We start from the raw sequence: 19,086 nt of genomic DNA on the forward strand, positions 1-19,086 counted from the left end.
CGGACCGGTCCGGGGGCTACTCGTCGTCGGTGCGGTAGCCCAGGTTGGGCGACAGCCAGCGCTCCGCCTCGGCCCGGGTCCAGCCCTTGCGGCGGGCGTAGTCCTCCACCTGGTCACGCCCGAGTCGGCCGAGCACGAAGTACCGCGACTCGGGGTGGGAGAGGTAGAGCCCGCTGACCGCGGCCCCCGGCCACATCGCCATGCTCTCGGTGAGCGTGATCCCGGTGGCGGTCTCGACGTCGAGCAGCTCCCAGATGGTGCGCTTCTCGGTGTGCTCGGGGCAGGCCGGGTAGCCCGGCGCGGGCCGGATCCCCCGGTACTGCTCGGCGATGAGCTGCCCGTTGTCCAGGTGCTCGTCGGCGGCGTAGCCCCAGAACTCGCGGCGGACCCGCTCGTGCAGCCGCTCGGCGAAGGCCTCGGCGAGCCGGTCGGCCAGCGACTCCAGCAGGATCGCGCTGTAGTCGTCGTGGTCGGCCTTGAACGCCTGCACCCGCTCGGCGGCACCGATGCCGGCGGTGACGGCGAAGGCACCGACGTAGTCGCGCAGGCCGGTCTCGCGCGGCGCGACGAAGTCGGCCAGCGACTTGCGCGGGGCACCGTCGCGGCCCTCGGTCTGCTGGCGCAGCTGGTGCAGGGTCGTGCGCACCCGGGTGCGGGTCTCGTCGGTGTAGACCTCGACGTCCTCGCCGCCGACCCGGTTGGCGGGGAACAGGCCGAACACGCCGTTGGCGCGCAGCCACCCCTCCTCGACCACCTGGTCGAGCATCGCCTGCGCGTCGGCGAACAGCTTGCGCGCGGCCTCGCCGGAGGCCGGGTTGTGCAGGATGTCGGGGAACCGGCCGCGCATCTCCCAGGCGGAGAAGAACGGCTGCCAGTCGATGTACTCGCGCAGCTCGGCCAGCGGGTAGTCGGCGAGCGTCCGCACGAACTGCGTCGCGTGGGCGTGGGCGTGGTCGCAGCCGGCACCGGAGCACACGTCGCGGGCCTGCTGCAGCAGCATCCGCGGCCGCGGCGGCGTGTAGCCCGCCCACTCCAGCTGCGGCGCGGCGGCCCGCGCCGCCTCCAGGGGCAGCAGCGTGCGGGTGTCCTGGCGGGCCGCGTGCCGCTCGCGCAGCTGCGCGTACTCGGCCTCGACGCCGGCCAGCAGGACCGGGCGCTGCTCGTCCGACAGCAGCGCCGCCACCACGGGCACCGACCGGGAGGCGTCCTTCACCCACAGCACCGGCCCGTGGTAGGCCGGGGCCACCTTGACGGCGGTGTGCGCGCGGGACGTCGTCGCCCCGCCGATGAGCAGCGGGATGTCGAAGCCCTGGCGCTCCATCTCGGTCGCCAGGGTCACCATCTCGTCCAGCGACGGCGTGATCAGCCCGGACAGCCCGATCACGTCGGCGCCCTCGGCCTTGGCGGCGTCCAGGATCTTCTGGCCCGGGACCATCACGCCCAGGTCGACGACGTCGTAGTTGTTGCACTGCAGCACGACGCCGACGATGTTCTTGCCGATGTCGTGGACGTCGCCCTTCACGGTGGCCATGACGACCGTGCCGTTGCTGCGCTCGGCGTCCCCGGGCTGCTTCTCCGCCTCGATGAACGGGATCAGGTAGGCGACGGCCTTCTTCATCACCCGGGCGGACTTGACCACCTGCGGCAGGAACATCTTCCCGGCCCCGAACAGGTCGCCGACCACGTTCATCCCGCCCATGAGCGGGCCCTCGATCACCTCGATCGGCCGGCCGCCGCGCGCGGCGATCTCGGCGCGGAGCTCCTCGGTGTCGGCCTCGACGTGCTCGTCGATGCCCTTGACCAGCGCGTGGGTGATCCGCTCGGCCACCGGCAGGGAGCGCCACTCCTCCACGGCCGCGGCCACGGCCTCGCCGCTGTCGGCGTAGTCCCCGGCGATCTCCAGCAGACGCTCGGTGGCGTCCGGGCGGCGGGCGAGGACGACGTCCTCGATCCGCTCGCGCAGCTGCTCGGGGACCTCGTCGTACACCTCCAGCGCACCGGCGTTGACGATGCCCATGTCCATGCCGGCGGCGATGGCGTGGAACAGGAAGACGGCGTGGATGGCCTCGCGCACGCGGTTGTTGCCGCGGAAGGAGAACGAGACGTTGGAGACGCCGCCGGAGACCAGCGCCCCGGGCAGGTTCTCCTTGATCCAGCGGGTGGCCTCGATGAAGTCCAGCCCGTAGCGGGCGTGCTCCTCGATGCCGGTGGCCACCGCGAAGACGTTCGGGTCGAAGATGACGTCCTCGGCCGGGAAGCCGACCTGCCCGACCAGGATGTCGTAGGCGCGCCGGCAGATCTCCTGGCGCCGCGGCAGGCTGTCGGCCTGCCCCTCCTCGTCGAAGGCCATGACGACGACGGCGGCCCCGTGCTTGCGGCACAGCCGGGCCTGGGCGACGAACTCCTCCTCGCCGTTCTTCAGCGAGATCGAGTTGACGATCGACTTGCCCTGCACGCACTTGAGGCCGGCCTCGATGACCTCCCACTTGGAGGAGTCGACCATCACCGGCACGCGGCAGATGTCGGGCTCGGCGGCGACCAGCTTGAGGAAGCGGTCCATGGCCGCGACCCCGTCGATCATCCCCTCGTCCATGTTCACGTCGATGACCTGCGCACCGGCCTCGACCTGCTGGCGGGCCACGGTCAGCGCGGCGCCGTAGTCGCCGTCGCGGATCAGCCGGCGGAAGCGGGCCGAGCCGGTGATGTTGGTGCGCTCGCCGACGTTGACGAACAGCGAGTCCTCGTCGACGGTCAGCGGCTCCAGCCCGGACAGGCGCAGCGCCGGCCGGTTCTGCGCCGGGGTGCGCGGCGGGGCGCCGTCCACCGCGGCGGCGATGGCGGCGGTGTGCTGCGGCGTGGTGCCGCAGCAGCCGCCGACGACGTTGACCAGGCCGGCGGCGGCGAACTCGGCGAGCACGCCGGCGGTGTCGGCCGGGGCCTCGTCGTACTCGCCGAAGGCGTTGGGCAGGCCCGCGTTGGGGTAGCAGGAGACGAACGTGTCGGCCAGCCGCGCCAGCTCGGCCAGGTAGGGGCGCATCTCCTTCGCGCCGAGGGCGCAGTTGAGCCCGACGGCCAGCGGGCGGGCGTGCCGCACCGAGTGCCAGAACGCCTCGGTGACCTGGCCGGACAGGGTGCGGCCGGAGGCGTCGGTGATGGTGCCGGAGATCATCACCGGCCAGCGGCGGCCGCGCTGCTCGAACAGCGTCTCCAGCGCGTAGATCGCGGCCTTGGCGTTCAGCGTGTCGAAGACGGTCTCGACCAGCAGGACGTCGGCGCCGCCGTCCACCAGGCCGTCCGCCTGGGTCAGATAGGCCTCGGCCAGCTCGTCGAAGGTGACGTTGCGGGCGCCGGGGTCGTTGACGTCGGGCGAGATCGACGCGGTGCGGCTGGCCGGGCCCAGCGCCCCGGCGACGTACCGCGGCCGGTCCGGCGTGCGCGCCGTCGCGGCGTCGGCCTCGCGGCGGGCCAGCCGGGTGGCCTCGAGGTTGAGCTCGTAGGCCAGGTCGCTCATCCCGTAGTCGCGCAGCGAGACGGCGTTGGCGTTGAACGTGTTGGTCTCGATGACGTCGGCGCCGGCGTCGAGGTACTCGCGGTGGATGCCGGCGATGACCTGCGGCTGGGTGAGCACCAGCAGGTCGTTGTTGCCCTGCAGGTCGCTGGGCCAGTCGGCGAAGCGCTCGCCGCGGTAGCCGGCCTCGTCGGGGCGGTCGCGCTGGATGGCGGTGCCCATGGCGCCGTCGAGGACCAGGATCCGCTCGCGCATGAGGGCGGTCAGCTCCGCCGTGGCGTCCGGGCGCAGATCCGGGGTGTCGGGCACGGCGTCCATGGTCGCATCCGGGGGCAACCAGGATCGCGGGGAGCGCGTCCGGCGCCGCCGGCGGCGCGCGCCGCCCGGACGGGGGTCCCCGGGTCGGGCGGCGTGCCGCGCGCGCGGAGCGGCACGGGCGCCGTACCGACGTAGGCTTCCAGGGGTGATCGACCCGAAGTCGTCCGAGGACCTGCCCCAGCTCACCGACCCCGTGGCGGTGGTGGCCTTCGAGGGCTGGAACGACGCCGGCGACGCCGCGACCGGCGCGCTGGAACACCTCGAGCTGATCTGGGACGCCTCCCCGCTGGCCGCGCTCGACCCCGAGGACTACTACGACTTCCAGGTCAACCGTCCCTCGATCTCGCTGGTGGGCGGGGTGAGCCGGCGCATCGAGTGGCCGACTACCCGCGTGTCGTCGGCGCGGCCGCCGGGTTCGGCCCGCGACGTCGTGCTGATCCGCGGCATCGAGCCCAACATGCGCTGGCGCAGCTTCTGCGACGAGCTGATCGAGCTGTGCCAGGAGCTCGGGGTGCGCACCGTCGTCGCCCTGGGCGCCCTGCTCGCCGACACGCCGCACACCCGGCCGGTGCCGGTGACGGGGTCCGCGTACGACAGCGAGTCCGCCGAGCGGTGGGGCCTGGAAACCTCCCGCTACGAGGGCCCCACGGGCATCCTCGGCGTCTTCCAGGACGCCTGCGTGCAGGCCGGCCTGCCGGCGATCAGCTTCTGGGCGGCCGTGCCGCACTACGTGTCGCAGCCGCCCTCGCCGCGGGCCACCGTCGCGCTGCTGCAGCGGGTCGAGGAGGTGCTGGAGGTGGCCGTCCCCCTGGGGGCGCTCCCCCAGCAGGCCGAGGAGTGGGTCAAGACCGTCGACGAGATGGCGCAGGAGGACGACGAGGTCGTCGAGTACGTGCGCTCGCTGGAGGAGCGGGCCACCGAGGTCGACCTGTCGCAGGCCAGCGGTGACTCGATCGCCCGCGAGTTCGAGCGGTACCTGCGCCGCCGCGGCGGCACCTCCCCCACCTGACACCCGCTCCCCTCCCCTGCGTGCCTCCCCGCCGCGCCTCCCCTTCCTCCGCGCCTCCCTCCCCTACGCGCCTCCGCGCCTCCCCTCCGCGCCGAGATCGGCGATCTCGGCACCATCAGCGCCTCATGCCGCCGAGATCGCCGATCTCGGCGCGGAGGAGCGGGGCGGGAGGAGCGGGGCGGGAGGAACGGGGCGGGAGGAGCGGGCGGGATCGGGCAGGGTGGGTGCATGGAGCCGCGCCTGGACCTGCTGACCGTCGCCGTCCCCGACCTGGACGTCGCCCGCCGCTTCTACGTCGACGGGCTGGGCTGGACCCCCGCGCTCGACGTGCCGGGCGAGGTGCTGTTCGTCCAGGTGAACGCCGGCCTGCTGCTGGCGCTGTTCGGCGCCGCGGACCTCGCCGCGGACATGGGCGTGCCCGCCGGGGACGTCGTCGTGGGCGGGGGCTTCACCCTGGCGCACAACGTCGACGGCCCCGACGAGGTGCGGCGGGTGGTCGCCGCCGCCGAGGCCGCCGGTGCGCGGGTGGTCAAGCCGCCGCAGCCCGCGGCCTTCGGCGGCTTCCACGCCTACCTCACGGATCCGTCGGGCATCCGCTGGGAGGTCGCGCACAACCCGGGCTGGCGGGTGGACGCCGACGGCACCGTGCACATCGCCGCCGTCGAGGCCTGACGTGCCCGTGGACGGCGAGACGCTGGACCGGGTGCGCCGGCTGCTGGCCGGGCGCGCGGACGTGGAGGAGAAGCGGATGGTCGGCGGCCGCTCGTTCGGCACCGACGGCCGGCTGGCCTGCGGGGTCAACGCCGGTGGCCTGGTGGTCCGGGTGGGCCGGGACGGGGCCGCCGCCGCGCTGGCCGAGCCGCACGTCCGGCCGCTGGAGATGGGCGGGCGGACTGCGGACGGCTTCGTCGTCGTCGCACCCGCGGGCTACCCCGACGACGCGGCGCTGCTGCGCTGGGTCGAGGTGGGCTTCGCCGCGGCCGCCCGCGCCTGACCGGTCAGCCGGCGGGCAGCAGCGGCCGCATGCGGGCGGTGGCGTCGCCGCCGAACAGCCGGTCGTGGGTGGTGAGGGCGAACCGGTCGGTCATGCCCGAGACGTGGTCGACGACCTGGGTGGTCAGGTCGGCGGCGTCGTCGCGGTAGGTGGGCGGGATGAGCTCGGGATGGGCCAGGTGGTGGTCGACCAGCCGGCGGATCACGTCGATCGCCAGCTGCTTCTGCCCGGCGGCGGTGTCGGAGGAGTAGACGCGCTCGAACATGAACGCGCGCAGCTCGTGCATCGCCTCCAGCGGCTCGGCCGCCATGACGACGTGGCCGCCGTCGGCCAGCGACCCGGCGACGACGGCGTCGATCATCGCCCCGACCATCGCGCTGCCCGGCTCGCCGAAGACGGCCCGGGCGCGGGCGGGCAGGTCCCCCGGGCGCAGCACCCCGGCCCGGACGGCGTCCAGGGCGTCGTGGGACAGGTAGCCGATGCGGTCGGCGTAGCGCACGCACTCGGCCTCGCGGGTGTCCGGCGGCGGGTCGATCTTCCAGCTGTGCGCGCGGATGCCGTCGCGGACCTCCCAGGTCAGGTTGAGGTCCTCCAGCACCTCGACGATCCGCACGCCCTGCGCCGCGTGGTGCCACCCGCCGGGGACGTAGGGCTCCAGCGCGTCCTCGCCGATGTGCCCGAACGGCGAGTGGCCCAGGTCGTGGCCGAGCGCGATCGCCTCCGCGAGGGTCTCGTTCAGCCCCAGCGCCCGGGCGAGCGCCCGCGCGACCTGGTCGACCTGCAGCGTGTGGGTGAGCCGGGTGACGAAGTGGTCGCCGTCGGGGTGCAGGAACACCTGCGTCTTGTGCTTGAGCCGGCGGAAGGCCTTGGCGTGCAGGATCCGGTCCCGGTCGCGCTCGAAGGCGGTGCGCAGCGCGTCCTCCGGCTCCGGCCGCGCCCGGCCGCGGGTGGCGGCCGAGCGCGTGGCGGCGGCGGCCAGCTGCGCCTCCCCGGCCTCGCGGGCGGCGCGGTCGATGAGCCGGAAGCCCCCCATCAGCCCGCCTGCGCGGCGGGGGTCCCGGGGCAGCCGTCGAGCGCGATGCCCAGCAGCGCGTCGACCGCGTCGCCGACGACGGCCGGGGCGTTCTCCTCCAGGGCGGGGTGGTCGCCGGCGGCGAGGGTGCGGGCGGCCCAGTCGTCGACGACGGCGATGGCGCCGGGGGTGTCCAGGTCGTCGGACAGCCGCTCCCGCAGCGCGGTGAGCACCGGCGCGGCCGCGGCGCCCACGGTCCGTGACACCGCCGCGCGCCAGGTGGCCAGCCGCTGCTGCGCGTCGGTGAGCAGCTGCGGCGTCCAGGCGCGGTCGGTGCGGTAGTGACCGGACAGCAGCGCCAGGCGGATGGCCATCGGGTCCACGCCCTCGCCGCGCAGCTTCGAGACGAACACCAGGTTGCCGCGGCTCTTGCTCATCTTCTCGCCGTCCAGGCCGATCATCGCCGCGTGCACGTAGGCCCGGGCGAACGGCTTGGTCGCCGTCAGCGCCTCGGCGTGGACGGCGGAGAACTCGTGGTGCGGGAAGACCAGGTCGCTGCCGCCGCCCTGCACGTCGAAGCCCATGCCGATCGTCTCCAGCGCGATGGTCGCGCACTCGACGTGCCAGCCGGGGCGCCCGGCGGTGCCGCGGGGGCCGGGCCACGAGGGCTCCCCGGGCCGCTCCCCCCGCCACAGCAGCGGGTCCAGCCGGTTGCGCTTGCCGGCCCGGTCGGGGTCCCCGCCGCGCTCGGCGAAGAACCGCAGCATCGTCGCCTCGTCGTAGCGGGACTCGCCGCCGAAGCCGGGGGCCTGCGCGACGTCGTGGTAGACGTCGCCGGTCCCGTCGTCGACCACGTAGGCCAGGCCCTCGTCCAGCAGCGACTCGACGTGCGCCACGATCCGCGGGATCGACTCGACCGCGCCCACGTAGTCGTCCGGCGGCAGCACCCGCAGCGCGGTCATGTCCTCACGGAACAGCGCCGTCTCCCGCATGGCGAGCACGACCCAGTCCTCGCCGTCGCGCTCGGCGCGCTCCAGCAGCGGGTCGTCGATGTCGGTCACGTTCTGCACGTAGTGGACGGCGTGGCCGGCGTCCCGCCAGAGGCGGTTGACCAGGTCGAACGCCAGGTAGGTGGCCGCGTGCCCGAGGTGGGTGGCGTCGTAGGGCGTGATGCCGCAGACGTACATCCGGGCGACGCGGTCGGGCTCGGTGGCCACGACCTCGCCGCGCGCGGTGTCGTGCAGCTTCAGCGCGGGACCGGTGCCCGGCAGGGTCGGCAGGAGCGGGGCGGGCCAGGAGAGCACGGCACGAGCGTAGAGGCGCCCACCGACGTCCCCGCCGGGTCGTCCCCCCGGCGGGTCAGCCCGCGAGCAGCCGGGCGAGGCGGGTCAGGGCCATCCGCCAGCCCTCCTCGTTCTGCTCGGGCGGCACGCCGTCGGGCACCCCCTCGTGGACGGCGGTCAGCGCGGTGCCCCCGCCGGCGTCGCGGAGCTCGATCGTCGTGGTCATCTCGCCGGCCAGCGCGGGGTCGGGAGTCTCGAACGCGTCGACCTCCACCACGAGCTCGCCGGGGACCAGGCGGGTGAACCGGGCGCGGTAGCTGTCGGTGTGCCCACCGCTCTTGCCGGGCGTGGCGGGGTCGTCGTAGGTCAGCGAGACCCGGAACCCGCCGCCGTCGAGCGGCTCGACCGCGCTGGTCATCCCCTCGGGGAAGCGCCAGGCGGCGATCAGGTGCGGGTCGGTGAGGGCGCGGTACACCGCGTCGCGGGGCGCGGCGAGGGTGGCGGTTACCCGGGTGGTGCTCACGGCCAGGTGGTCGCGTGCTTCTCGAAGGCCTCGCCGGTCTGGATGCCGACCACGCAGAACACCAGCCCGGCGGGATCGGTCATCTGCCAGAACGAGCCCATGTCCCTCAGCCGGCGGGCACCCAGGGCCTCGAGGCGGGCGACCTCGGCGGGGATGTCGTCGGTCTCGACGTCCACGTGCCAGCGCGGCGGTGTCCCCTCCCCCGTCCGCTGCACCTCGACGTGGAACCCGTCGCCGAAGACGCCGAGGGAGTTCCAGTCGTCGTCGGAGGCGTCGGGTTCGACCGGGTGGCCGGTGGCGGCCGACCAGAAGTCCAGCCCGGCGACGTGGTGCTCCGGCGGGAGGTCCAGCAGCAGGATCGCCAGTCGCGACCGGTGGGGCATGGCGCGACGCTAGCGCTCCCCGGTCCTCCCCCGCCCTCCCGCGGCCCGCCCTGGGCCCGACCGCCGAGATCGGCGATCTCGGCGGCATCAGCCGCTGATGGTGCCGAGATCGCCGATCTCGGCGGGGAGAAGCGGGCTGCAGAGGGGCTCAGCGAGGAGCGGGAGTCAGAAGGGCGGCCAGGGCAGCGCGGGCCACTCGCCGGAGGGCTCGGGGTGCAGCTGGGTGCGCAGCAGCTCGGCGACGCGCTGCTGGGTGGCGCGGACCTCGCGGCGGGTGAGGTGGTCGTGCAGCCGCTCGCCGAGGTCGCCGCGCAGGTCGTCGGCCAGCCGCTCCAGCACCTCCAGCGCCGCCACCGGCAGCGGCTTGCCCGCCCAGCGCCACAGCAGGGTGCGCAGCTTCGGGTCCGGGGAGAAGCAGATGCCGTGGTCGACGCCGTACACGTGGCCGGCGGCGGTGGGGATGATGTGCCCGCCCTTGCGGTCGGCGTTGTTGACCACCGCGTCGAAGACCGCCATCCGGCGCAGTCCCGGGTGGTCGGTGCGGACGAAGGCCGCCAGGTCGACCGACTCGTCGCCGTCGACCCACAGCTGCACCATCCCGGGCCCGAACGGGCCCTCGCGCAGCACGGTCGGCGGGACGACGTCCCACCCGGTGGCCTCCGAGACCAGCGCCGCGGCCACCTCCCGGCCGGCCAGGGTGCCGTCAGGGAAGTCCCACAGCGGGCGCTCGCCGGCCACGGGCTTGTAGACGCACTCGGCGGTCAGCGCACCGGCGCGGATGGTGCCGAACAGCGTGACGTTGGAGGCGTCGAGCATGCGGCCCTCGACGTCGATCTCCCCGTCGAGGAGCAGGCGGCGCGCCTCGGTGGTGTCGCCGGGGGCGCGCAGGTCCGGGTCGGCGCCGGCGGACTGCTCGCTCACCGGGCGCTCCGCGGGGGTCGGCGCCGGCTCAGCGCCGGTAGCCGTTCTGCCGGGGGCAGACGTGCCCGGTCGGGTCCAGGGGCAGGGAGCACAGCGGGCACGCGGGCCGGCCGGCGGCGATGACGCGCCGCGCGCGGGCGACGAAGGCGCGGGCGGCGCCGGGGCTGATCGTGACGCGCAGCGCGTCGGGCCCCTCGTCGCTGTCGGAGAGGATCACGTCCTCCTCGATCGGCTCCTCCCCCGCGGCGACGGCCTCGACGACGACGGCCTGGGTCTGGGCGTCCCACGCCAGGCCCATCGCGGCGACCCGGAACTCCTCGTCGACCGGCGCGGTCAGCGGGTCCAGGTCGTCGACGTCGGCGTCGGGCGGGACGACGGCGCCGGGGCGGCCGGCGACCTCGTCGAGCAGCTCGGCCATCCGGTCGGCGAGCACCTGCACCTGGCTCTTCTCGAGCGCGACGCTGACCACGCGGCCGGCGTCGTCGGACGCCTGCAGGTAGAAGGTGCGGTCGCCGGGCTGGCCGACGGTGCCCGCGACGAAGCGGGCCGGGCGCTCGAAGAGGTGGACCTGGCGCGGCACGTGCCCAGGTTACGCGGGCCACACGCGCCGCCGCGGCAGGCGGCCGGACGGACGGCCCAGGTCAGACGGTCGCGCCGGCCCCGCCGCCGACGACCGCGTCCGAGGCGGCCTTCCGCCGGCGGCCCCGCCTCTTCGGCGGGACGAGTGCCGAGACGTCGCCCCCGACGTCGTTGACCCGCAGCACGAACGGCCGGGTCTCGGTGTAGCTCACCACCGAGATCGAGGCGGGGTCGACGACGATCCGCTGGAACTGGTCCAGGTGCAGGCCCAGGGCGTCGGCGAGCACGGCCTTGATGACGTCGCCGTGCGAGCAGGCCAGCCAGACCGCGTCGGGGCCGAGCCGGGCGTTCCAGTCGCGGACGGCGGCGACCGCGCGGGCCTGGGTCTGGGCGAGGCCCTCCCCCTCCGGCCCGGGGAACACCGCGGCGGACGGGTGGGCCTGCACGACCTTCCACAGGGGCTCGCGGGTCAGCTCCTTGAGCGGCCGGCCCGTCCAGTCGCCGTAGCGGGCCTCGCCCAGCCGGTCGTCGGTCTGCAGCGGCAGGTCGCGCCCGGCGAGGACGGCGCCGGCGGTGGCCAGGCACCGGTCCAGCGGGCTGCTGACCACCGCGGCGAGCGGCACCGCGGCCAGCCGCTGACCGACGGCGGCGGCCTGCGCCTGCCCGGTCTCGTCGAGCTGCACGCCGGGACTCCAGCCGGCCAGGACGCCGCCGGTGTTGGCCGTCGTCCGGCCGTGCCGCAGCAGGATGACGGTGGTCACGCCGGGAGCCTAGGGGGCGTCTCCGGCGCCCTCCCCCACCCGATCCCGGCGGGGAGGGTCAGGGCGCCGTCTCGGGCGGCAACGGGTCGAGCACCCCGGCGCCGACCAGCGCGAGCAGCAGCAGCCCCAGGACGACGCGGTAGACCACGAACGGCGTGAAGCTGCCGCGGTCGAGGTAGCGCAGCAGCCAGGCGATGACGGCGAAGCCGACGGCGAAGGAGATCACCGTGGCCAGCGCCGTCGGCCCCCACTCGATCGGCGCGCCCTCGGTGTCGCCCGCGAGCGCCTCGTACGTCTGGAACAGGCCGGACCCGAGCACCGCCGGGATGGCCAGCAGGAAGGAGTAGCGGGCCGCCGCGGCGCGGGTGAAGCCGAGGAAGAGGCCGGCGGTGATGGTGCCGCCGGACCGGGAGACCCCCGGGACCAACGCCATGGCCTGTGCGAGGCCGAACACCAGGCCCGACCGGACGGTCAGGTCGCGCAGCTCCAGCCGCTTGCGGCCCACGCGGTCGGCCCAGAACAGCACGAGCGAGAACGCGACCAGCGAGATCGCCACGATGCGCAGGTCGCGCAGGGTGGTCTCGATGTCGTCCTGGAACAGCAGGCCGAGGACGACGATCGGGATGCTGCCGACGATGATCAGCCAGCCCATCCGGGCGTCGGGGTCCCCGCGCAGCTCGCGCCGGGACAGCGACAGCACCCACTGCCGCACGATCCGCCAGATGTCGTTGCGGAAGTACAGCAGGACGGCCAGCTCGGTGCCGATCTGGATGATCGCGGTGAACGCCGCGCCGGGGTCGTCCCAGCCGAAGGCCTCCCCCACCACGCGCAGGTGGGCGCTGGAGGACACCGGGATGAACTCGGTCAGCCCCTGCACCAGGCCCAGGACGACGGCCTCGAACCAGCCCATCGCCGCTCAGCCCCCGACCGCGGGAGTCGCTGGGGACCGGTCTCCGGGCTGCATCCACGCCGCTGGCACGGGGCGTCAGAGTAGGCGGCGGAGCTGGGGCCGCAGGGGTGGCCGCCCGGCGCGCCGTCCCCAGCGGGCCCGCGCGCCCGGGTTCCGGCCCACCACGCCGGTAGGTTGGCCCCTCGTGGAACAACGGGCTCTCGGCCGCAGTGGCCTGGTCGTCTCCCGGCTGGCTCTCGGCACCATGACGTGGGGCCAGGACACCGATGAGGACGAGGCCGCCATGCAGCTCACGGCCTTCGTCGACGCCGGCGGCACGCTCGTCGACACCGCCGACGTCTACTGCGACGGCGAGAGCGAGCGCACGCTGGGCCGGCTGCTGTCCGACGTCGTGTCGCGCACGGACGTGCTGGTCGCGACCAAGGCGGTGGGCCGCACCGGGCCCGGTCCGATGGGCCGCGGCGCCTCCCGCGGGCACCTGCTGGCCGCGCTGGACGCGTCGCTGGACCGGCTGGGCCTGGACCACGTCGACCTGTGGCAGCTGCACGCCTGGGACGAGCACACCCCGCTCGAGGAGACCCTCGCCGCCTGCGACACCGCGGTGAGCTCGGGGCGCACCCGCTACGTCGGCGTCAGCAACTTCACCGGCTGGCAGACCGCGCAGGCCGCCACCTGGCAGCGGGCCTGGCCCGGCCGCGTGCCGCTGGTGAGCACCCAGGTCGAGTACTCGCTGCTGCAGCGCGGCGTGGAGCGCGAGGTGGTGCCCGCGGCGGAGGCGCTGGGCCTGGGCGTGCTGGCCTGGTCCCCGCTGGGCCGCGGCCTGCTGACCGGCAAGTACCGGCACAGCACCCCCAGCGAGTCCCGCGGCGCGTCGCCGCAGTGGCAGGGCTTCATCGACCAGCTGCGCAGCGCCGACGCCGACCGGGTCGTCGAGGCGGTCATCACCGCGGCCGAGGGCCTGGGCACCACGCCGCTGGCCGTGGCGCTGGCCTGGGTCCGCGACCGGCCCGGGGTGGTGGCCCCGGTGGTCGGCGCCCGCACCGCCGCCCAGCTGCAGGCGTCCCTGGACGCCGAGGTGGTGCGGCTGCCCGCGGCGATCCGCACCGCGCTGGAGGACGTCTCCGCCCCGCACTTCGCCTATCCGGAGCGCCGGTGAGCTCGCCGGTCGCCCCCGACCGGGTCTTCGCGGCCTTCTGCGGTGCGGGCCTGTGGCCGGGGCTGGGCAAGCGGGCCGCCGCCGAGCTGCCCGCGGCCGGGATCACCACCGCCGACGACGTCACCGCCGACCGGCTGCTGAAGCTGCCCCGGGTGGGCAAGCAGCGCGCCGAGCGGCTGTTCTCCAGCTTCCTGTCCGCGGCCCCGACATACGACGTCGTCACGCTGCTGGTCGGCGCCGGTCTGGAGGCCAAGCTCGCCGCGGGCGCCGCCGACACCCTGGGCCCCGACGCCGCCCGCCGGCTGCGCGACGACCCGTGGGCGCTGCTGGGGCTGACCGGCGTCGGGCTGGCCGAGGCCGACCGGCTGGCCATCGCGCTGCTGCCCGGCGCCGACCGGCAGGACTCCCGCCGCGGGCGGGCGATCGTCGCGCTCACCCTGCGGACGGCGACCCGCGACGGGCACACGGTGCTGCCGGTGGACCTCGTGGTGGCGGCGCTGCGCGCGGAGGGCGTCGCGGACCCGGCGGCGGCGATCGAGGCGGCCGTGGACTCCGGGGACGTGCTCGACCACGAGCCGCCGGAGCCGGAGTGGGACGAGGAGTCCGACACCGAGCCACCCGAGCCGGACCCGGCGCTGCGGATGCTGTCGCTGGCCCGCTACGGGATGGCCGAGGAGTCCGTCGCCGAGGGCGTGGCCCGGCTGGCCGCCACCGCGGAGCGGATCGCCGACCCGGCCGCGGTCCGCTCGGTGGCCAAGGGCCTGGACGAGGCGCAGAAGCGGGCGGTCGCGCAGGTCCTGTCGGCCGGGGTCTCCCTGCTCACCGGCGGGCCGGGCACCGGCAAGAGCCGCACCGTGGCGGCGGTGGTGAAGCTGCTGCTGGCCAAGGGCAGCGAGGTGGCCCTGGCCGCGCCGACCGGGCGCGCCGCCAAGCGGCTGGAGGAGCTGACCGACCACCCCGCGGTCACCGTGCACCGGCTCCTGGGCGCCCAGGGCACCACCGGGGGGTTCGCGCGCAACGAGGAGTGGCCCCTCGATGCCGACGTCGTCGTGGTCGACGAGGCCTCGATGCTCGACGTCGAGCTGACCGCCGCGCTGCTGGAGGCCTGCCCCGACGGCACCCACCTGGTGCTGGTCGGCGACCCGGCGCAGCTGCCCTCGATCGGGCCCGGCCACGTGCTCGGCGACCTCATCGACTCGGGCGCCGTCCCGGTGACCGAGCTGACCACGCTGTACCGGCAGGCCGAGGGCGGCGCGATCGCGCGGCTGGCCAACGCCGTGCGCGCCGGCGAGCTGCCGCCGGTGGACTCCCCGGACCGCGAGGTCGTCGTCGTCCCGGCCACCGGCAGCGCCGAGGCCGCGCGCCGTGTCGTGCAGCTGGTGACCGACTCCATCCCCCGGGCGCTGCGCATCGACCCGGCGACCGTGCAGGTGGTGACGCCGGTGCACCGCGGACCGGCCGGCACCATCGAGCTGAACAAGGCGCTGAAGGAGAAGCTGAACCCCGGCGACGGCACGGTGTGGGGCTTCGACGTCGGGGACCGGGTGGTCGCGACCGCCAACCACCTGGACCTGGAGCCGATCGGGTTCGCCAACGGCGAGACCGGCGTGGTCACCGGCACCGGCGACGGGTCGCTGGACGTCGCCTTCGCGTCCGGGCCGGTGACCGTGCCGACGAACGCGCTGGGCGACCTGCGGCACGGCTGGGCGATCACGGTGCACCGGGCGCAGGGCTCGGAGTGGCCGGGGGTCGTCGTGGTGCTGCCCCCGGAGGCCGGCGGGATGCTGTCGCGGCCGCTGGTCTACACCGCGCTGACCCGCGCGCAGTCGCACCTGTCGATCGTGCACGCCTCCGGTGCGGCGCTGGCCCGGGCGGTCCGCGAGGTCGACGTCCGCCCCCGGCGCACCCGCCTGGCCCGGCTGCTGGCCGAGAGCCTCGCCGAGCAGGGCTGACCACCCGCCGGGGCCCGCGCTACCGGGACGCCGCGCCGGCGAGGTGCAGCAGGTGCCGGGTGGCCGCGTGCAGCTGGCCCGCGCAGCCGAGCGGCCGGGGGAACGGCACCCGGACGTCGCGGTGCCGGCCCGCCGGCCGCTCGACGCGCAGCCGGTAGCCGTGCCGGTCCAGGGCCAGCGGCCGGAGCACGTCGGCCGGTCCGACGGTCCCGGGCGGCAGCAGCCGGCCCAGCGCCGCCAGCACCTCGGGGTGGCAGCGGTCGAGGTGGCCGAGCATCCGGGTCTCGACGTCCAGCAGCGGGTCCGGGACCGCGGCGGCGAAGTCGCCCGGGCCCACCTCGGCGCAGTGCTCCCCCTCCCGCAGCACCACCTCGGCCAGGTCCAGCCGCAGCAGCACGGCCGCGCCCCCCACGTCGAGCAGCGGCCCGGCGGGGCGCACCTCGGCGAAGGCCAGCGCGGCGGCCCGGGCGTCGTCCTCGGGCACCGGCGCGAGCCAGCCGGACAGCCACACCTGGGCGCGCAGCGGCTCGCGCAGTGGCACCGGCGCCCGGTCGCTGACCATCAGCAGGGCGCTGACCTCCCGCCCCGGACCCGCAGCCGCTGCCGCCGCGGTCTCGCCGTCGGCGGGCACCAGGACGAGCACCTGCCCGGCGGCGGTCGTCGCGTGGGCCAGGGGCCGGACCGGCTCGCGCCCGGCGACGCACAGCGCCGCGGCGGTGCGCGCGGCGGCGGTGCGGGCCCGTTCGGCGGGCCGGGCGGCCGGCGCGGACCCGGTGGGCACGGACACGGCGTGGGCGGGCTCGCGGGCGGGCGGAGCGGTCATGCGGGACCTCCGGGCGATTGGGTTAGGGCAGCCTAACCAAATCGGGACCGGCAGGGGAAGCCATCAGGCGTTGGCCGCGACCGCGCGGCGGAGGTTGCGCTGCAGCAGCCGGGGCAGCACCACCAGGTTCAGGAGCAACCCCAGGGCGACGACGGCGACCAGCCAGACGCCGGCCCCCGCTCCCCCGTCGGCCAGGGCCAGCACCACGGCGAGCACCAGCGCGACCGCGCCCAGGACCGTGAGCCCCGTCGCGACGGCCCGGCGGCGGGGGTGGGCCCGCTCCTGCTCGGCCACGGCGGCCAGCGTCGCGGCGGCCCACTCGGCGACCGCCGGCCGCAGCCGGGCCTCCTCGGCCCGACGGCCCCGGACGAGGGCGCGCTGCAGCCGGTTCGTGTCCCCGGCCTCCAGCCCGTGCCGGGCCAGCAACCCGGCCGGGGGCTGCTCCCCCACCGTCGCCCAGAACCGGCGGCCGGCCACCGCGAACGCGGTCAGCGGGGCGAGCACGGCGACGGCGAGGCAGACGACGATCCACGGGGCCACCCGCGCAGCATGCCCGGTCACGGCGACGTCCCGGGAGCTGCCGCACGCCAGGAGCCCGGGCGCCTCCTCAGGACGGCAGGCCGGCGTCGGCGTTGCGGGCCACCGTCCGCCGCAGCAGCTCGTACCCACCCGACTCTCACTTCCCGACGCGCCGGCAACGCGTAGGTCAGCCCGGTACGTCGTCCTCGTCGACCGGCACGTCGGCCTCCTGGTCGAGCACGTCGGCCTCGTCGGCCTCGCGGTCGCCGACGGCGCTGGGCCGCCCGGCCTCCCCGGGGCGCGTGGCCAGCTGCTGCTCGAGCGCGTCGGCGTCGGGCACCCCGTCGCCCACCGGCGTGGCCTCCCCGGCGGTCGCGGGGGCCACCGGCTCCAGCAGGGCCTCCTGCTCGGCGCGGTCGGCGTCCGTCGCGCCGCTGGCGGTACCGGGCTCGCTCACGTCGTCCTCCTCGCGGTCGGGCCGATCGGGTCGTCCCCGATCCTGCCGCCGCCCCGGCGCCGGCGCACGGGAGGCGGGCGCACGGGCGGGCGTCGGGCCGGTGGCCGGCGGGTGGCTCGCCGGGTGACGGGCGGGGAACCGCGTGGCACGATCGAGCGGGTGGAGGCGGCCGGGGACTACGAGTTCGCGCCGCTGCGGATCCCACCGGGCACGTCCCGGTCCGCGGCGGCGACCATGCTGAGCCTGCAGGCGGACACGGGGGGCTGGGAACTCGCCCGCCTGCAGCTGCACCCGGACGGCACGCGCAAGGTCGTCCTGCGCCGCCGGTCGCGGCTGTCCTACCTCCCCGGCCCGCACCTGTAGCGCGCCGCGACGCGCGCACGCCCCCTGCGTGGACCGGCGCCGAGGGGACGTGCCAGGGTTCCCGGCGGGCGGGAACCGCCCGGACCCCGGCCCGGGAGGATCCCGTGAACCAGCACCTCGACGACCGCCTGAAGTTCCTGCGCGCCTTCCTCGCCAATCCCCGGCAGGTGGGCGCCGTCCTGCCGACGTCGCGCTGGGCGGTGCGCGACATGCTCGACCTGGCCGAGGTCCCCGACGCCAAGCTGGTCGTCGAGCTCGGCGGCGGCACCGGCAGCCAGACCGGCGAGCTGCTCGCCCGGATGGGTCCCGACGCCGAGCTCATCTCGGTGGAGATCGACCCGAACCTGGCCGAGCTGCTGGCCGGCCGCTACCCCGACCCGCGGCTGCACGTGGTGTGCGACTCCGCGGAGAACCTCGACGAGCACCTCGACGGCCGCCAGGCCGACGTCGTGGTCTCGGCGCTGCCGTACACGTCGTTCGCGTCCGCGCTGCGCCGGCGCATCCTCGACGTGCTGCCGCAGATCGTCGCCCCCGACGGCGACGTGCTGATCATCCAGTACTCGCCGCTGATCCTGAGCGAGCTGCGCCGCCGGTTCGCCGACGTCCGGCTGCGGATGTCGCCGTGGAACGTCCCCCCGGCGGTCCTGTTCCGCTGCCGCGGGCCGCGCGCCGACTGACCCCTGCCGGGCGCACCCCGGCGGCGGCGCCGCGCCCGGTGCGTGCGGCGGTCCCCCGCCGGGTCGGCCGGCCTGACCCGCGGCCGGGGCGCCGCCGGCCGGCGGCGCCCCGGAGGACGGGACTAGCGCATGTCCTTGGGGCGCAGCGACTCCGGGACGACGGCGACCGCGCCGTCCTCGGTCCGCGCCGCGGGCACGCCCTTGAACTTGTAGTCGACGACGCCGACGCCGGGCTGCACCACGTAGGCGGAGCCGGGCTGGCCCTCGGCCCAGGCCATGACCATCGCGTCGGCGACCTCCTGCGCGCTGAGCACGGGGAAGCCGGCGGCCTCGAACTGCTCCTTGATGCGGCCGATGATCGCGGTGTCGGCGAAGCCGGGGCAGATCGCGCTGATCCGCGTGCCCTCGGCAGCCAGCCGCGGTGCCATGGAGCGCACGAAGGCGATCGCGCCGCCCTTGGCCACGCTGTAGCCGGGGTCGGTGGCCATCGGCGAGAGGCCGGCCAGCGACGCCGTCACGACGATCGCGCCGCCGCCGGCCCGGCGGATCGCCGGCCGCGCGGCCTGCACGCCGTAGACGACGCCGAACAGGTCGATCTGCACGACCCGCATGAACTCGTCGATGTCGAGGGCGTCGTCGCTCTTGGCCGCGGAGATGCCGGCGTTGAGATAGGCGGCGTCCAGGCGGCCGTGCTCGGCCTCGACCTGGGCGACGACGGCCTCGTTGGCGGCGCGGTCAGCGACGTCGAGCGGGATGAAGGGGCAGCCGAGGTCGGTGGCGACCTGCCGGTTGCGCTCGCTGTCGAGGTCGGTGAGGACCACGGTCACCTCCCGCTCGCGCAGGGTGGTGGCGAGGGCGCGGCCGAAGCCGCCGGTGCCTCCGGTGATGAGTGCGACGGATCCGGGCGCTGGGGTGGTGTCGGTCACGCCCGGCATCAC

General features: G+C 75.7%; 20 protein-coding genes. 7 read left to right on the top strand and 13 right to left on the bottom strand.

Annotated elements, in window-relative coordinates:
* Window positions 1-16: 16 nt before the first annotated feature.
* A complete protein-coding gene (metH, locus tag ACI781_RS10265) occupies window positions 17-3,817 on the bottom strand; it encodes a methionine synthase (RefSeq protein WP_456565991.1) in 3,801 nt (1,266 codons plus the stop codon).
* A 154-nt stretch (window positions 3,818-3,971) separates the two neighbouring features.
* Here metH and ACI781_RS10270 point away from each other — a divergent pair, with 154 nt between their 5' ends.
* The 3 genes from ACI781_RS10270 to ACI781_RS10280 all read left to right on the top strand — a co-directional run bounded on the left by ACI781_RS10270 (window position 3,972) and on the right by ACI781_RS10280 (window position 5,829).
* Window positions 3,972-4,835, top strand: coding sequence for a PAC2 family protein (locus ACI781_RS10270; protein WP_456565992.1), 864 nt, complete (start codon window positions 3,972-3,974; stop codon window positions 4,833-4,835).
* 228 nt (window positions 4,836-5,063) lie between these two features.
* Window positions 5,064-5,507, top strand: coding sequence for a VOC family protein (locus ACI781_RS10275; RefSeq protein WP_456565993.1), 444 nt, complete (start codon window positions 5,064-5,066; stop codon window positions 5,505-5,507).
* Between the two features lies 1 nt (window position 5,508).
* Window positions 5,509-5,829 carry a TfoX/Sxy family protein gene (locus ACI781_RS10280; RefSeq protein WP_456565994.1) on the top strand — a complete coding sequence of 107 codons (321 nt, stop codon included), beginning with the start codon at window positions 5,509-5,511 and terminating at the stop codon, window positions 5,827-5,829.
* A gap of 4 nt (window positions 5,830-5,833) precedes the next feature.
* On the opposite strand, the gene ACI781_RS10285 is transcribed toward ACI781_RS10280, so the two are convergent.
* The 8 genes from ACI781_RS10285 to ACI781_RS10320 form a co-directional block, all read right to left on the bottom strand.
* The gene (locus tag ACI781_RS10285; protein WP_456565995.1) at window positions 5,834-6,862 is read right to left on the bottom strand and encodes an HD domain-containing protein; all 1,029 of its coding nucleotides are present in this window, start codon (window positions 6,860-6,862) and stop codon (window positions 5,834-5,836) included.
* A complete protein-coding gene (gene mshC / locus ACI781_RS10290; protein ID WP_456565996.1) occupies window positions 6,862-8,145 on the bottom strand; it encodes a cysteine--1-D-myo-inosityl 2-amino-2-deoxy-alpha-D-glucopyranoside ligase in 1,284 nt (427 codons plus the stop codon). The genes ACI781_RS10285 and mshC overlap by 1 nt, the downstream gene beginning before the upstream one ends.
* 55 nt (window positions 8,146-8,200) lie before the next feature.
* The gene (locus ACI781_RS10295; protein WP_456565997.1) at window positions 8,201-8,647 is read right to left on the bottom strand and encodes an SRPBCC domain-containing protein; all 447 of its coding nucleotides are present in this window, start codon (window positions 8,645-8,647) and stop codon (window positions 8,201-8,203) included.
* Window positions 8,644-9,030 (bottom strand): VOC family protein, encoded by a 387-nt coding sequence (locus tag ACI781_RS10300; RefSeq protein ID WP_456565998.1) that lies wholly within the window; start codon window positions 9,028-9,030, stop codon window positions 8,644-8,646. The genes ACI781_RS10295 and ACI781_RS10300 overlap by 4 nt, the downstream gene beginning before the upstream one ends.
* A gap of 165 nt (window positions 9,031-9,195) precedes the next feature.
* Window positions 9,196-9,951 carry an SCO1664 family protein gene (locus ACI781_RS10305; protein ID WP_456565999.1) on the bottom strand — a complete coding sequence of 252 codons (756 nt, stop codon included), beginning with the start codon at window positions 9,949-9,951 and terminating at the stop codon, window positions 9,196-9,198.
* 28 nt (window positions 9,952-9,979) lie between these two features.
* The gene (locus tag ACI781_RS10310; protein WP_456566000.1) at window positions 9,980-10,531 is read right to left on the bottom strand and encodes a DUF3090 family protein; all 552 of its coding nucleotides are present in this window, start codon (window positions 10,529-10,531) and stop codon (window positions 9,980-9,982) included.
* Window positions 10,532-10,592: 61 nt separating this feature from the next.
* Window positions 10,593-11,291, bottom strand: a complete 699-nt coding sequence (locus ACI781_RS10315) for a histidine phosphatase family protein (protein WP_456566001.1) — start codon at window positions 11,289-11,291, stop codon at window positions 10,593-10,595.
* A 58-nt stretch (window positions 11,292-11,349) separates the two neighbouring features.
* Window positions 11,350-12,201 (bottom strand): undecaprenyl-diphosphate phosphatase, encoded by an 852-nt coding sequence (locus ACI781_RS10320; protein WP_456566002.1) that lies wholly within the window; start codon window positions 12,199-12,201, stop codon window positions 11,350-11,352.
* A 184-nt stretch (window positions 12,202-12,385) separates the two neighbouring features.
* Here ACI781_RS10320 and ACI781_RS10325 point away from each other — a divergent pair, with 184 nt between their 5' ends.
* The gene (locus ACI781_RS10325) at window positions 12,386-13,357 is read left to right on the top strand and encodes an aldo/keto reductase (RefSeq protein ID WP_456566003.1); all 972 of its coding nucleotides are present in this window, start codon (window positions 12,386-12,388) and stop codon (window positions 13,355-13,357) included.
* On the top strand, window positions 13,354-15,309 hold the full coding sequence (locus tag ACI781_RS10330; RefSeq protein WP_456566004.1) for an AAA family ATPase: 1,956 nt from the start codon (window positions 13,354-13,356) through the stop codon (window positions 15,307-15,309). Before ACI781_RS10325 ends, ACI781_RS10330 begins: the two co-directional genes overlap by 4 nt.
* Window positions 15,310-15,328: 19 nt before the next feature.
* Here ACI781_RS10330 and ACI781_RS10335 read toward each other — a convergent pair whose 3' ends face one another.
* From ACI781_RS10335 to ACI781_RS10345, 3 genes are all read right to left on the bottom strand, one after another.
* The gene (locus ACI781_RS10335; RefSeq protein ID WP_456566005.1) at window positions 15,329-16,132 is read right to left on the bottom strand and encodes a DUF2470 domain-containing protein; all 804 of its coding nucleotides are present in this window, start codon (window positions 16,130-16,132) and stop codon (window positions 15,329-15,331) included.
* 63 nt (window positions 16,133-16,195) lie between these two features.
* Window positions 16,196-16,672 carry a hypothetical protein gene (locus ACI781_RS10340; protein WP_456566006.1) on the bottom strand — a complete coding sequence of 159 codons (477 nt, stop codon included), beginning with the start codon at window positions 16,670-16,672 and terminating at the stop codon, window positions 16,196-16,198.
* A 166-nt stretch (window positions 16,673-16,838) separates the two neighbouring features.
* Entirely contained in the window at window positions 16,839-17,108 is a 270-nt protein-coding gene (locus ACI781_RS10345; protein ID WP_456566007.1) for a hypothetical protein, read from the bottom strand.
* Window positions 17,109-17,267: 159 nt separating this feature from the next.
* Here ACI781_RS10345 and ACI781_RS10350 point away from each other — a divergent pair, with 159 nt between their 5' ends.
* Together ACI781_RS10350 and ACI781_RS10355 are read left to right on the top strand one after the other, a co-directional pair.
* Entirely contained in the window at window positions 17,268-17,471 is a 204-nt protein-coding gene (locus ACI781_RS10350; RefSeq protein ID WP_456566008.1) for a DUF5703 family protein, read from the top strand.
* A 104-nt stretch (window positions 17,472-17,575) separates the two neighbouring features.
* The gene (locus ACI781_RS10355; protein ID WP_456566009.1) at window positions 17,576-18,148 is read left to right on the top strand and encodes a class I SAM-dependent methyltransferase; all 573 of its coding nucleotides are present in this window, start codon (window positions 17,576-17,578) and stop codon (window positions 18,146-18,148) included.
* Between the two features lie 122 nt (window positions 18,149-18,270).
* Here ACI781_RS10355 and ACI781_RS10360 read toward each other — a convergent pair whose 3' ends face one another.
* Window positions 18,271-19,074 carry an SDR family oxidoreductase gene (locus tag ACI781_RS10360; RefSeq protein WP_456566010.1) on the bottom strand — a complete coding sequence of 268 codons (804 nt, stop codon included), beginning with the start codon at window positions 19,072-19,074 and terminating at the stop codon, window positions 18,271-18,273.
* Window positions 19,075-19,086 lie beyond the last annotated feature (12 nt).

The sequence above is a fragment of the Blastococcus sp. SYSU D00695 genome, assembly GCF_054050555.1.

Coding starts and splice junctions, on each gene's coding strand:
- ACI781_RS10275 (WP_456565993.1), top strand. CDS start 5,064: ATGGAGCCGCGCCTGGACCTGCTGACCGTCGCCGTCCCCGACCTGGAC.
- ACI781_RS10285 (WP_456565995.1), bottom strand. CDS start 6,862: ATGGGGGGCTTCCGGCTCATCGACCGCGCCGCCCGCGAGGCCGGGGAG.
- ACI781_RS10300 (WP_456565998.1), bottom strand. CDS start 9,030: ATGCCCCACCGGTCGCGACTGGCGATCCTGCTGCTGGACCTCCCGCCG.
- ACI781_RS10320 (WP_456566002.1), bottom strand. CDS start 12,201: ATGGGCTGGTTCGAGGCCGTCGTCCTGGGCCTGGTGCAGGGGCTGACC.
- ACI781_RS10335 (WP_456566005.1), bottom strand. CDS start 16,132: ATGACCGCTCCGCCCGCCCGCGAGCCCGCCCACGCCGTGTCCGTGCCC.